The 12,919-nt window shown below is 59.1% G+C and carries 12 protein-coding genes and 2 tRNA genes; 6 read left to right on the top strand and 8 right to left on the bottom strand.

Annotation, left to right across the window (positions count from 1 at the left end):
• Positions 1–191: 191 nt before the first annotated feature.
• Positions 192–890: a lysophospholipid acyltransferase family protein gene (locus QPJ95_RS05890; RefSeq protein WP_270919390.1), complete on the bottom strand. Its 699-nt coding sequence runs from the start codon at positions 888–890 to the stop codon at positions 192–194.
• Positions 891–1,035: 145 nt separating this feature from the next.
• Here QPJ95_RS05890 and QPJ95_RS05885 point away from each other — a divergent pair.
• Positions 1,036–1,111: transfer RNA gene (locus tag QPJ95_RS05885), tRNA-Trp, on the top strand.
• A gap of 698 nt (positions 1,112–1,809) precedes the next feature.
• Here QPJ95_RS05885 and QPJ95_RS05880 read toward each other — a convergent pair.
• From QPJ95_RS05880 to paaZ, 5 genes are all read right to left on the bottom strand, one after another.
• A complete protein-coding gene (locus QPJ95_RS05880; protein WP_270919389.1) occupies positions 1,810–2,553 on the bottom strand; it encodes a sulfotransferase family 2 domain-containing protein in 744 nt (247 codons plus the stop codon).
• 483 nt (positions 2,554–3,036) lie between these two features.
• Positions 3,037–3,113 (bottom strand) — tRNA-Met (locus tag QPJ95_RS05875).
• 138 nt (positions 3,114–3,251) lie between these two features.
• Positions 3,252–4,208, bottom strand: a complete 957-nt coding sequence (locus tag QPJ95_RS05870) for an alpha/beta fold hydrolase (protein ID WP_270919388.1) — start codon at positions 4,206–4,208, stop codon at positions 3,252–3,254.
• A 27-nt stretch (positions 4,209–4,235) separates the two neighbouring features.
• Complete coding sequence (locus QPJ95_RS05865; RefSeq protein ID WP_270919387.1) at positions 4,236–5,039, bottom strand: PaaX family transcriptional regulator C-terminal domain-containing protein; 804 nt, start codon at positions 5,037–5,039, stop codon at positions 4,236–4,238.
• A 96-nt stretch (positions 5,040–5,135) separates the two neighbouring features.
• Positions 5,136–7,166 carry a phenylacetic acid degradation bifunctional protein PaaZ gene (gene paaZ / locus QPJ95_RS05860; protein WP_270919386.1) on the bottom strand — a complete coding sequence of 677 codons (2,031 nt, stop codon included), beginning with the start codon at positions 7,164–7,166 and terminating at the stop codon, positions 5,136–5,138.
• Between the two features lie 140 nt (positions 7,167–7,306).
• On the opposite strand from paaZ, the gene paaG reads away from it, so the two are divergent.
• From paaG to QPJ95_RS05840, 4 genes are read left to right on the top strand one after another with little or no spacing between them, the layout of a single operon-like run.
• Positions 7,307–8,092 (top strand): 2-(1,2-epoxy-1,2-dihydrophenyl)acetyl-CoA isomerase PaaG, encoded by a 786-nt coding sequence (gene paaG, locus QPJ95_RS05855; RefSeq protein ID WP_270919385.1) that lies wholly within the window; start codon positions 7,307–7,309, stop codon positions 8,090–8,092.
• 2 nt (positions 8,093–8,094) lie between these two features.
• Positions 8,095–8,520, top strand: a complete 426-nt coding sequence (gene paaI, locus QPJ95_RS05850; protein WP_270919384.1) for a hydroxyphenylacetyl-CoA thioesterase PaaI — start codon at positions 8,095–8,097, stop codon at positions 8,518–8,520.
• Between the two features lie 15 nt (positions 8,521–8,535).
• On the top strand, positions 8,536–9,846 hold the full coding sequence (paaK, locus tag QPJ95_RS05845; protein ID WP_270919383.1) for a phenylacetate--CoA ligase PaaK: 1,311 nt from the start codon (positions 8,536–8,538) through the stop codon (positions 9,844–9,846).
• Positions 9,847–9,850: 4 nt separating this feature from the next.
• Positions 9,851–10,447 carry a TetR/AcrR family transcriptional regulator gene (locus QPJ95_RS05840; RefSeq protein ID WP_270919382.1) on the top strand — a complete coding sequence of 199 codons (597 nt, stop codon included), beginning with the start codon at positions 9,851–9,853 and terminating at the stop codon, positions 10,445–10,447.
• A gap of 183 nt (positions 10,448–10,630) precedes the next feature.
• Here the strand turns inward: QPJ95_RS05840 and QPJ95_RS05835 are convergent, their stop codons facing one another.
• Both QPJ95_RS05835 and trpS read right to left on the bottom strand, forming a co-directional pair.
• Complete coding sequence (locus QPJ95_RS05835) at positions 10,631–10,837, bottom strand: cold-shock protein (protein WP_127750132.1); 207 nt, start codon at positions 10,835–10,837, stop codon at positions 10,631–10,633.
• Between the two features lie 58 nt (positions 10,838–10,895).
• Positions 10,896–11,924: a tryptophan--tRNA ligase gene (trpS, locus tag QPJ95_RS05830; RefSeq protein ID WP_270919381.1), complete on the bottom strand. Its 1,029-nt coding sequence runs from the start codon at positions 11,922–11,924 to the stop codon at positions 10,896–10,898.
• Positions 11,925–12,047: 123 nt separating this feature from the next.
• On the opposite strand from trpS, the gene QPJ95_RS05825 reads away from it, so the two are divergent.
• Complete coding sequence (locus tag QPJ95_RS05825) at positions 12,048–12,749, top strand: rhomboid family intramembrane serine protease (RefSeq protein WP_270919380.1); 702 nt, start codon at positions 12,048–12,050, stop codon at positions 12,747–12,749.
• Positions 12,750–12,919: the final 170 nt, after the last annotated feature.

Raw genomic sequence — 12,919 nt, 5'->3', positions numbered from 1 at the left:
GCCTCTCGGGAGGCTAGATCGCCATACCTGCAACTGTCTCGCCCGGCTGATAGGTCAGGCCGCGCCTGGCGCCTGCCCCCAGGGAGGCGCGTTGCACCCTCCCAAGCTCAAGCGCCGCCCTTAGTTGGGTGTTGCGATGCAAGAAGGCAATGATGGCGAATGGGGGGGGCGCCGGGCTACTGATGGCCCCTTTAGGGGCGTGGTGCGCAGCGACGGCCGACAGCCGCATCGCTGGCGTCTGTGATGTTGTCCAGCGCCGCTTCGAGACTGAGGCGCAGGTCCTCGGCCTGTTCCGGCGTCGGCTTGCGTGGCACCTGCTGTTGCCATTCCTCGCACATCAGAACGCCACGGGAAAACGGCACTGGCAACATCTGCTTATCCCAGGTGGGCAGCTTGAGTGTGCGGCGTTGGGCAAAGCTGATGGTGAAGACCCTGCAGCCTGAACTGCGCGCCCAGATGATGGGCACGCCAGAGGAGACACGCGCGGGTCCGCGTGGCCCGTCGGCCGCAATGCCCACCGAGCTGCCATTCTTGATGCGCCGCAGCACCTCTCGCGACAGGGCGACATGGCGCTTGCGGCTGGACATTGGGATGGTGTCAAATCCCATCCGTTCCTGGACCTTGCCGGCCAGACGACCGGCGCGTGCGGCCGAGGTCAGGGTGCAAATGCGGCCCTTTGAGCAGTCAAACAAATACGGCGACATAATCAGCCGTTGGTGCCACAGAACCATGATCACCGGCGCGCCGGATTCGACCAGTGCCTCCATCGGTTCGAATCCGCTGCGGGTCCAGCGGGAGCTGCGATAGCAGAATTTCACATAGGCGGTGATCAGCCCTTCGACGGCATTTTTAAAGGCGTTGCTATCTGCAATTTTGCGTCTCAGGCTCAAGCGAATGGTCCTCCTTTGCCCTTTTCTTAACGCAAGCATCGGCAATCGCAAAGACCCGCACGAAGAAGCTTTGCAAACCGATCCCAGAAAAACAGTTTTTCCTCTTGTCAGTCGGCTGTTGCTGGCATAGGACATGCCGCACTGCAGGGGTGTAGCTCAGTTGGTAGAGCGACGGTCTCCAAAACCGTAGGTCCACAGTTCGAGCCTGTGCACCCCTGCCAGTATCCACCACAAATTGACGGTCTATCGCCCGCATCGACGGATCGTGGAGGCCATGCAGCCCCGGTACAAAGATGACACCGAGGTGTCTGACCTGTGACGGAATGTACCATTCTCGGTGGCAAGTTCACCTCGGCGGGCGGGGCTGGCAGGCAGGGTCACATTCCCGATGTCACAAAGGCTGAAGCGATGAGCCCGTTCTTTCACGGCCGGGCAATGGACGGGTTCCAAGCCAAACGCATCATTGATAACTGGATTGGCGTCTACAGCTCGGAGCGGCCTTGTACCGCTCTTGATAAGCGCAGGCCGGACACAGCATATTTCAGCAAAACGGGAACACGAAAAGCGGCATGAACAGAAAGCTGATGCAGCTTAAACAAGCTGAAAGCCTGTCCTGAAAAGCAAGACCACTTCACTTGCCAGGACGGCGTTTGTAGCCGATCTGGGCTTTGCTGCCTGCTGCCTGCTGCCTGCTGCCTGCTGCCTGCTGCCTGCTGCCTGACAACTGAAGCGAACGGCCCAAAGCCGCTATTAGTGGTCATCCCGGTGAAAGTCCGCGATCCGGCTTCGTGGCAAAGTTTGTTACCTGAATGTGCTGCGTCCATCGGTTGAAACCGTATGGACAAAACGGCCACTGTCGGAGTTCAGTTCTAGGACGGCCTTTCGCAATCTGAATTGTCTGATCTGCGTTTCGTGAGGTCTAGTTGCATTCTGCAGTCGGGTTAGCTGCAATAGCCTTTGAATGTAATATGACATCTTGAGGGTATAGATTCATAATGCGGGTTCTTAATTCTGGCGTTAGCAACTCTTCAGCGGAGAATGCTTTCTTCGATTCGTTCATTCGCGGCATTCCTTTTAAAACCGTAACCAGTTCTGGAAGCCGATCAACAACCGATGCCGGAATGTCGTGGTGGAGTTGCTCCAGCGCGACCACAGGCAGGCCGTTAGCGCCACCCGCCAAAATCAGTTCGTTTTGTCGCGCGAAATGACCGTTCAAGAACTTGCGCTCTTCATCGGCAAATACATGGCCAATCGCATCAAGCATGAGACCAAGCAAATACCGATGCTCGTCTAGAGTCTCGCCGCGTTGTTCGGCAAAGCCTCGAAAGCTAGGGTGGTCCAGTTTAGCAAGCCGACTGAGTGTTTCCCTTAGTTTCGACTTTGAATTCGGGGCGCGGGAATCGATCTTGTTCCAATAGAATGAGCAAACTCTCGCAACAGGGTCACGAACGACAACAAATGAAATGTCGGGATCTATCTTATGCCAGAATGGCCTAAATTTAATACGATGGCGGGCAAACCTGTCGCTGTGTATTCCTTGGGGATTTGAATATGCATTTCCCACCGCAAGTGCGTAGAAGAGATTTTTCAGAAACGTGCAGCCCGATTTTTGCATCCAAAATACGGTAACATTGCTTTTTTTGTGTATCAAAAACCCAGCCATGGAAAGCTAATCTCCAAATTTTTTTCTGCACCGGCGCCTCGAACCCGAGATTAACCCCATCGTGAAATTCGAGTAATATGCCCGCGGCTAGGCAATAGTCAACTCAATCTACAGCACCCATTTTGCATTGAAGTTGACCTGTAAAAGTGATGGCCCGAAATCTGTCTTTACGGCACACGGCTTTGTTGATGGCGTGCAACATATGAATTCGTCGGAACAAACGATGGGCCGTCGATCATCTATGTGCTTTCGTTTCACGAAGGGGACATGCATACGAATGAGCGAAGCCGGGTTATGAAGGTGGCTAAATCAGAACGCCCTGGTCGCCAATCATGCGTGGTAGCTTCGCCGATACGTCCGGAAGGCCGCGCCGCACTGTAATTATCTCCCCCACGGTAGCGCAGCGAAGACCCCGGCGGAACATCTGAAGTGAGGACTTTGGGTGCCAGCGGCACAGTCTTTTCAGGCTTTTCAGAGTGTTTTTGGTGGCGGTACAGGGACTCGAACCCCGGACACGCGGATTATGATTCCGCTGCTCTAACCAACTGAGCTATACCGCCACTCTGTGTGCAGGCGATTTAGGAGTTTCACGGGGCGGGGTCAAGAGAGAAATCGTAGGGATTGGATTTTCAGTGCGCTTTTTTTGAGCGCGGCGAAAACCAACCGTGGCGGCTGGGCTGCGGGCGGCAGATCATGGCTCAGCGCAGCTGTTCCACGGTGTCTCGGATGAAGGCGTTGCACTGGCTCGGCGCGCAGTTTGGCAGCATATGGCCCTGATCGGCCAGGCTCTGGCAGGGCAGCCCGAAACGCGCCATTGGCAACCCGTGGATCTGCGGCTGCAACACCGCGTCCTGCGCACCAAACAGCACCGCGCCCGGGGTTTTCAGCTCGGCGGCGTAGCGGGCGGACTGGAGGGCAATATTGCCAATGGCCAAAGTTGCGTCGGCCGAGGCAGTGACAAAGCTTTGCGGGCGCAGACCCAGCACAGCCCCGGCCTGAATGGCAAAATCGTCGGGGCAGGGGCTCGGGGCAAATACCTGCTGGAGCAGCTCTGTGGCGCTGCGCTGTGCCGCCGGAATTGCGACCGTCTGTGCCATCAGGCGGCGTATGAAGGGCGAATGTACGATCAGGCCTTTGAAAACGCCGGCCTGTTCTCTCGGATGGGTCAGGGGGGCCAGCAGCGCCAGGCCGCGTATCTTCTCGGGCGCATCCAGCGCCATGGCCAGCGCGACGGCGCCGCCCAGGGAATGGCCGCAGAGGATCGGTTGCTCTATTTTGAGCAGGTCCAGAAAGCTCTGAATCATCTTCGCCTGCTCGGGCAGCACCGCCAGGCGATCATGGTCACGGGTTGAATAGCCGCAGCCGGGACGGTCCAGAATGATAACACGGAAATCTGCGGCCAACAGGTCGGCCAGCGCATAGGTGAAATGTTGCAACTGGCCGGACAGCCCGTGGATCAACACCAGCGGCGGCGCAGCAACCGGGCCCATTTCAACATAGTGGATCACACCACCCGGAACCGGCTGAAACTTACCGACCGGCGGAATCAGTTCCTCAGCCTGCCGCGCCAGGCGCCGGGTTTTCAGATGGGAGGCGGATAGAAAGGCGGCAGACGCAGCCAGCGATGCAACAGCGAGCGTACTTATGACTGTCATGTTCAGGCTCCAAGCCGTGAGTGAAATTCAAGCGTCCACAGGCTCTCTGAGTTGGCTCAGATTTGGAAGCGGTAATTGGTCCAGCAGTGCAAATACCCGGTCCCGGCAGGCAACCCCGGGCCAGGTCAAGGGGTGGAAATCCGCCGGTAGGTCAGGGTGGCGCAACACCACGCGGCGCCAGCGATGGACGATCAGGGTGCGCAACGAAGCCACTTGCGCCGGGGTCAGCCCCGGTGGTGGATCTGACATAGAGTTCACGACTTTGAACAAGGCAGTGCAGGATTTGCTCAGCTCGGCGGGGAACAGTCTGGTTTTGAACCAGCTGGGCAATGAATAATTATCTGTCTCCAGGGCCAGTAGGTCATCTGAGGTCTTTGGCCGGGGGCCGTATCCCAGCGCCGTTGTCCGGTTGACCGCGATATAGCCTGGCAGCAGCAGCATCTCGTCCAGCGCCGCCTGACCAGCGCCACCCGCGGCAATCAATACATGCAGCTCCTGCGGCAAGACCGGGTCGCGGGCATAGATCCGAGAGGTAACGGCGGCGCATTGGTCGCGGCCATGTTGGGTCAGGTAATGGGTCGAGGCCCGGCCCGAGCGGGCGCTGTCAATCCAGCCGTCTTTGCGCAGCCGGTGCAAGGCAACCCGGATTGCTTCGGGTTTGATGCCCATTGGGGTGATGATGCGGGTCAGCGCGGCGCCGCCGATCTGCTCGTTGGGTCGTTGCGCCATGTCGCCGAACAGCGAAATGATGACCGACCAGACGCGTTGGTTTTGCGGGTCGCTCAGCAGGTTGATACTGGTTTCAAACCATTGGTCTTTGGGCTGGGTCATCGGGGTAATGTAGGCCCCCCCAATAGGGGAGACCAGCCTAATTCAGTGCGGTGGCAGGGTGTTGCTCAACCCCAGAGTGGTGCGGGCCTGCGCGGTTCAGAATGCGTTCATTGTCAGCAATTCATATTCGGCAACTTTGTCACCATCCTGATTGGAGAGGGTGACGTGCCAGCGCACTTCGCCGTAGTCTTGGTTCCGCGGGGTCTTTTTCATCACTGTCAGGCGGACTTTGATGCTGTCACCGGCGGACACCGGCTTCATGAACCGCAGATTGTCCAACCCGGTATTGGCCAGCACCGGCCCCTCGTTGGGTTCGACAAACAGCCCGGCGGCAAAGGACAGCAGCAGATATCCATGTGCCACCCGACCGGGGAAGAACGGGTTCCGCTTGGCCGCTTCGTCGTCCATGTGGGCATAAAACGTATCGCCAGTGAAATTGGCAAAGGTCTCGATGTCCTCCAAGGTCACGGTGCGGGAGGGGCTGTGCAGGGTCTCGCCAATTGCCAGCTGGTCAAAATTGCGGGTGAACGGATGCGCCGGGCCGGTGATCTCACGGCTGCCTGGTACCCATGTCTGGCCAATTGCCGACAGGATGTCCGGGCTGCCCTGAATGGCGGTGCGCTGCATATAGTGCATCACGCCGCGGATACCGCCCAGCTCCTCGCCGCCGCCAGCCCGACCGGGACCGCCATGCACCATATGCGGCAGAGGGGAGCCATGGCCGGTGCTCTCCTTCATCGAGTCGCGGTTGTTGAAATACAGCCGCCCGTGATAGGCACCCGCCCCCAGTGCCACCTGACGGGCCACAGCAGGGTCATGGGTGATCACCGAGGCCACCAGCGAGCCCTGACCCTTGTTGACCAGCGCAATCGCGTGATCGACGTCACGGTAGCCCATGATGGTAGAGACCGGCCCAAAGGCCTCGGTGTCATGCACCCGCTGGGCATTGTCGGGATCGGCGCAATGGAACAGCATCGGCGGCACAAAGGCGCCCTTGTCGGCGTCGGCGCCATCGACGGTGAAATTCTCCGGGTCGCCGTAAACGCGGGTTGCCTCCTGGCCGATGATCGCGGCCTTTTCCAGCACATCGCGTTTCTGACCATTGCTGACCAGCGCGCCCATGCGGGTGGTCTCGAGACGCGGATCGCCAATGACCACCTTATCCAGCCGGGCCGACAGCGCGCTTATCACTGCCTCGACCTGCGCTTCGGGGGCGATGATGCGACGAATGGCGGTGCATTTTTGCCCCGCCTTGGTGGTCATCTCGCGGCTGACTTCTTTGATGAACAGATCAAACTCGGGCGTGCCCGGCACCGCATCCGGCCCCAGGATAGAGCCGTTCAGGCTGTCCTGCTCGGCCACAAAGCGGATGGAGTTTTCCAGAATCACCGGGTTTGAGCGCAGTTTCAGCGCAGTCTGGGCAGAGCCGGTAAAGCTGACCACGTCCATCATGCCCAGATGGTCCAGCATATCGCCAAGACCACCAGACACCAGTTGCAGTGCGCCCGCTGGCAAAATGCCGCTGTCCAGCATCAGCCGCACCGCCAGTTCGGTGACATAACAGCTGTTTGTCGCCGGTTTCACAATCGCCGGAACCCCGGCCAGCAGGGTCGGTGCCAGTTTTTCAAGCATCCCCCAGACCGGAAAGTTGAAGGCGTTGATATGCACCGCCACGCCCTGCAGCGGGGTGCAGATGTGCTGACCCAGAAAACTGCCGGTCCGGCCCAGCTGTTCAACCTCGCCGTCCAGATAGACCTGGCCGTCGGGCATCTCGCGGCGCCCCTTGGAGGCAAAGACAAACATGGTGCCAATGCCACCATCCACATCAATCATGTGGTCGCTTTGGATAGCGCCGGTGTCAAAAGAGGCCGCGTATAGCGCCTGTTTGTGCTGGTTCAGATGCCCTGCCAATGCCTTGAGCATCCGGGCGCGGTCGTGGAAGGTCAGCGCCCGCAGGGCTGGTCCACCGACGCTGCGGGCGTGGTCCAGCATGGCCTGTACATCCAGCGCGTCATTGCCGGCGCTGGCGATCACTTCACCGGTGATGGCGCTGGCGATGTTGCGCGCCCCGGCACCGGGCGCGATCCATTGACCTGAGGCAAAGCTGGAAACCTGTTGAATGCTCATGTCGCGCTCCTTGATGTCGTGGTTCGATGGGGGGTGTCGTGGTTTGTTGGGTTGCGGAATATATTGACCAACCGGTCGGTTTATGCAAGAAATTTATCAAAACACCGATGAGGCACACGAAAATGGCAGGGGATAGGCCTATGACTAAATCAATTCTGACGCTGGATCACGGCACTTGGGTTGAGATCACCCTGAACCGCCCGGATCGGCTGAACGCCTTTAATGATGAGATGCATTATGCTCTGCGGGCCGCGATTGAGGCCGCACGCGATGCCGGGGCCCGGGCGATTCTGCTGACCGGCTCGGGGCGCGGATTTTGCGCCGGACAGGATCTGGGCGACCGGGACCCCTCCAAGTCGGACGGGCCGCCGGATCTGGGCAATACCGTACGCACCTTCTACGCGCCACTGGTGCGGCTGATCCGGTCACTTAAATTTCCGGTGATCTGCGCCGTCAACGGTGTTGCTGCCGGGGCGGGGGCCAATCTGGCGCTGGCCTGCGATCTGGTGCTGGCTGGTGAAAGCGCCAAGTTCATTCAGTCGTTCTCCAAGGTTGGCCTGATCCCCGACACCGGCGGCAGCTGGCACCTGCCCCATCTGCTGGGCGAGGCCCGCGCCAAGGGTCTGGCCCTGACCGGTGAACCACTGCCTGCGCAAAAGGCCGCTGACTGGGGCCTGATCTGGAAGGCCTATCCTGACGCAGATCTGATGGAGGAAGCGCGCGCACTGGCGGCCAAACTGGCCAATGGTCCGACTTTGGGGCTGGGGCTGACCAAGCAGACCATTCAGGCCTCGGCGACGGCCACGCTAAGTGACCAGCTGGAACTAGAGGCTGACGCGATGAAAACCTGTGGCGAAAGCGCCGATTACGCCGAGGGGGTGGCAGCCTTCCTGCAAAAACGCGCTCCGGTTTTCCAAGGAAAATGAGTATGACACCAAAACAACGCGCCGAAAAATCTGGCGAAGCCATGTGGGCGCAGGATCACGCCTCGAAATGGGCCGGGATGGAGATCGCCCATATGGATGAGGGCGTGGCCACACTGCAATTGACTGTGGCGCAGCACCATTGCAACGGCCATGGTATCTGCCACGGCGGCGTCACCTTCATGCTGGCTGACAGCGCCTTTGCCTTTGCCTGCAACAGCCGCAACCAATCAACCGTGGCGCAGCACAACGTGATCAGCTTTACCGCGCCGGGGCGGCTTGGTGATCAGCTGACTGCCAGCGCCCGCGAGCTGTCGCTGAGCGGGCGCAACGGTATCTATGACGTGACAGTGACCAATCAGCAGGGCCAGACGATCGCCGAGTTTCGGGGCATGTCCCGGGCGATCAAAGGCCAGCTATTTGACGAATAGAATGAGGACCAAGCCATGAAAGATCTGACCCCAAACAAGGCTGACCTGGACCCGATTGAAATCGCCTCGGTCGACGAGATCCGCGCGTTGCAGTTGCAACGCCTGAAGAAATCGTTGCGCCACGCCTATGACAACGTGGCCATGTATAAGCAGCGGTTCGACGCGGCGGGGGTGCATCCGGATGACCTGCAGTCGCTGTCGGATCTGGCCAAATTCCCCTTCACCTACAAAAACGATCTGCGCGACAACTACCCCTTTGGCCTGTTCGCGGTCCCGCGTGAGCAGATCATGCGCCTGCACGCATCGTCCGGCACGACAGGTAAGGCCACTGTGGTGGGCTATACCAAGAATGACATCGACAATTGGGCCGACTTGTTGGCCCGCTCGCTCAGGGCCTCGGGACTGCGCCGGGGCGACATGATCCACAACGCCTATGGCTATGGGCTGTTCACCGGCGGCCTGGGTGCCCATTACGGTATTGAACGGCTTGGGGCCACAGTGGTGCCGATGGGCGGTGGCCAAACCGAGAAACAGGTCGGGTTGATCAATGATTTCAAACCCGACGGCATCATGGTCACCCCGTCTTATATGCTGAACATCCTTGAGCAGTTCCACAAGCAGGGGCTGGACCCGCGCGAAAGCTCGCTCTCGGTTGGGGTCTTTGGGGCTGAGCCCTGGACCAATGCCATGCGGCTGGAGGTGGAAGCGGCCTTTGACATGCATGCGGTGGATATCTACGGGCTGTCGGAAATCATGGGGCCGGGGGTGGCCAATGAATGTGTCGAGACCAAGGACGGGTTGCACATTTGGGAGGATCACTTCTATCCCGAGATTATCAACCCCGAAACCGGCGAGGTCTGCGAGGACGGCGAGATGGGCGAGCTGGTGTTCACCACCCTGACCAAAGAGGGCCTGCCAATGGTCCGCTACCGCACCCGTGACCTGACCCGATTGCTGCCCGGCACCGCGCGCACCATGCGGCGGATGGAGAAAATCACCGGACGGTCCGACGACATGATCATCCTGCGCGGCGTCAACGTGTTCCCGACCCAGATCGAAGAACAGGTGATGGCCACCGGCGGGCTGGCCCCCTACTTCCAGATCGAGCTGTATAAATCTGGCCGCATGGATGCGATGCGGGTCTTTGCCGAGGCCGCACCCGGTGCGGCAGATGAATTGTCCAAGACCGCCGCCTCTCGCATGCTGAGCAAGCGGATCAAGGATATCGTTGGTGTGTCGACCGAGGTTATTGTCGGCGAACCCGGCTCTGTCGCCCGGTCTCAGGGCAAGGCGGTTCGTGTTATCGACAACCGCACCAAAGGCTGACGCAATGGCCCGCACCATAGCCAAAGACCACGACCAGAAACGCAGCCAAATCCTGAAATCCGCAGCCAAGGTGTTTGCGGATCAGGGGTTTGACCGGGCCTCGATGTCGCAACTGGCGCGCGAATGTGGCATCTCAAAGGCCAATATCTATCACTATTATGACAGCAAGGATGCCATCCTGTTCGACATTCTTGACTGCTACTTGCGCGACCTGCGCGATCGGGTCTGTGGGTTGGACCTGCAGGATCTGGCGCCGGATCAGCAATTGCACCGGATCGTCGCCGGGATTTTGCAGGCCTATCAGGGGGCGGATCACGAACATCAGGTGCAGATCAGCTCGATGTCGGCCCTGCCCGAGGTGCAGCAAGACCTGCTGCGGGGCTACCAGCGCGAGTTGGTCCATTTCATGAGTGACGCGCTCCGCAGCGCCGCACCGCAGCTGTTTGTCAATGACGCGGCCAAGCTGCGGGCGGCCACCATGTCGGTGTTTGGCATGCTGAACTGGTATTACATGTGGAACTCAGGCGCCGGATCTCAGGCACGCGAGGCCTATGCCAGTACAGTGGCCAATTTGACGCTGAACGGAATTAACGGTCTCTGACAGGAGCCAAAGGGCATGGCAGCGCGCCGTAGGCGCGCTGCCATGCCCAACCACTTTGGTGGCCTCTGCGAGGCTGCCCAAGTGGGCGGGAGCCCCTCGTTTCTGTCACGCAAAATGAAAAAAGGCCGCCCTTGAAAAAGAGCGGCCTTGATTATTGTTTGCAGCAAAAGCCGCAAAACTGCCTTACAGCAGTTTCAGCGAACCAGCAGATTCTTTGCCGTCACGGCCAGTTTCCAGCTCGTAAGAAACTTTCTGGTTGTCGTTGAGGCCGTTCAGGCCCGAACGCTCAACAGCAGAAATGTGTACAAATACGTCTTTTCCGCCAGCTTCAGGCTCAATAAAGCCAAAACCTTTAGTTGCGTTAAACCATTTTACGGTGCCGTTGGCCATCCGATTATCTCCAGTATATCGCCCAAACAACGTGTAAGGGCTTGTTGTCGTTCAGTTATTACAATGCGGCAGGCGGAACCATACCCACAATGTCATATGTCTTGCGCAGAATCGGCGCAGTGATTGCTCGCGCCCGTTCTGCACCACGAGCTAGGATGCGGTCAATCTCTGTTTGATCATTCATCAATCTTGCCATCTCAGCCGCAATCGGCGCCAGCTTGGCAACGGCCAAATCAGCGAGCAGCGGTTTGAACTCGCCAAACTGTTTGCCGCCTACCTCAGACAGCACCGCGTCGACGCTTTGGTCATTCAGCGCGGCGTAGATATTGATCAGGTTGCGCGCCTCGGGGCGACCTTCCAGACCCTTGGCCTCGCTGGGTAGCGCATCCGGGTCGGTTTTCGCCTTGCGGATCTTTTTGGCCAAGGTGTCGGCATCATCGGTCATGTTGATGCGGCTGGCATCCGAGGCATCCGACTTTGACATTTTCTTGGAGCCATCCCGCAGGCTCATCACCCGTGTGGCAGCACCCTCGATCACCGGTTCGGTCATCGGGAAAAAGTCGGTGTCATAGTCATGGTTGAACTTGGCGGCGATGTCGCGGGTCAGTTCCAGATGCTGTTTCTGATCCTCGCCCACGGGCACATGGGTGGCGTGGTAGACCAGAATGTCGGCTGCCATCAGCGCCGGATAGGCAAACAGCCCCAGTGAGGCGTTCTGGGAGTTCTTACCGGCCTTGTCCTTGAACTGGGTCATCCGCTGCATCCAGCCCATGCGGGCGACGCAGTTGAAGATCCAGGCCAGCTGGGCATGCTCGGGCACCTGGCTCTGATTGATCAGGATCGATTGCTCGGGGTCGATACCACTGGCAATAAACCCGGCGCAGAGCTCGCGGGTGGATCTCATCAGGTCCTGGGGGTTTTGCCAGACGGTGATCGCATGCAGGTCCACCATGCAATAAACGGTCTCGAAATCTGAGCCCTGCATATCGACAAAGCGCTTGATTGCGCCCAAGTAGTTGCCCAGGTGCAGGTTGCCGGATGGCTGAATGCCCGAGAACACACGCGGGGTAAAACTGGTTTCGCTCATCTGGCGAGAACTCCCGTCTGGAATTACGATCCCCGGTGGCTTACCCATGGGATCGGCCACCGTCAACAGTGCTAAGGCCTGAGAGGGTCAAACACAGCCAATAGTGGCTAAGGAGTTATCAATATGAGCAGCAACCCCAATCCGCCTCCGGTCAACCCACCCCCAGTTAATCCACTGCCACCGGCGGTGGTGGCACTGGTTTTGATCATCATGGGGATAGAGGCGGCCTTCTCGTTGGGCACCCGGGGTCTCATTGGTGGTCCCAGTGCGGTGGGCTGGCGGCTTGAGGCGCTGCAGGTCTATGGTTTCTCCAGCGAGATTTTCTGGTGGATGTGGGAGACCGGGCACTGGCCGGTCGAACATCTGATCCGCTTTATCTCCTACGCATTTGTGCACGGTGCCTTTACCCAGGCGTTGTTTGTCTGCGTCTTTGTGCTGGCGATGGGCAAGATGGTGGGCGAGGTCATGGGAGATATGGCGATGGTGGTGATCTTCCTGCTGTCGGGCATCGGCGGCGGGCTGGGATATGCCCTGCTGGTGAACTCGCAATTTCCGCTTTTTGGTGGCTTTCCGGCGGTCTACGGGCTGATCGGCGCCTTCACCTATATCCTGTGGCGATCGCTGGCGCTGGTCGGTGCCCAGCAGAGCCGGGCCTTTACCCTGATTGCGTTTCTGATGGGCATACAGTTGCTGTTTGGCCTGGTGCTGGGGGGGCAAAAAGACTGGGTGGCGGATCTGGCAGGCTTTGCCACCGGGTTTGGCCTGTCGTTCTTTCTGGCCCCCGGCGGTTGGGCGCGGATGCGCGGTAAGATCCACCGGGATTGACAGAGCGCGCCTGAAACAGGCACTCCCGCCCCCTGATGGCTCATCACAGATGAGCCCCCAGGCGTTGGGCGTGGCGCCGCGCTATCGCGCGGCGCGGCAGCGACCCTTAATCCTGTTGCATCAAGGGGCAGGGGATCAAAGTGCCTTTGTTACCGGTCATCTCGATTAGT

The sequence above is a fragment of the Parasedimentitalea psychrophila genome (assembly GCF_030285785.1).
GTDB lineage: Bacteria > Pseudomonadota > Alphaproteobacteria > Rhodobacterales > Rhodobacteraceae > Parasedimentitalea > Parasedimentitalea psychrophila.
Note: the sequence above shows the minus strand (reverse complement) of the source record. Positions and strands in the feature narration are given on the sequence as shown.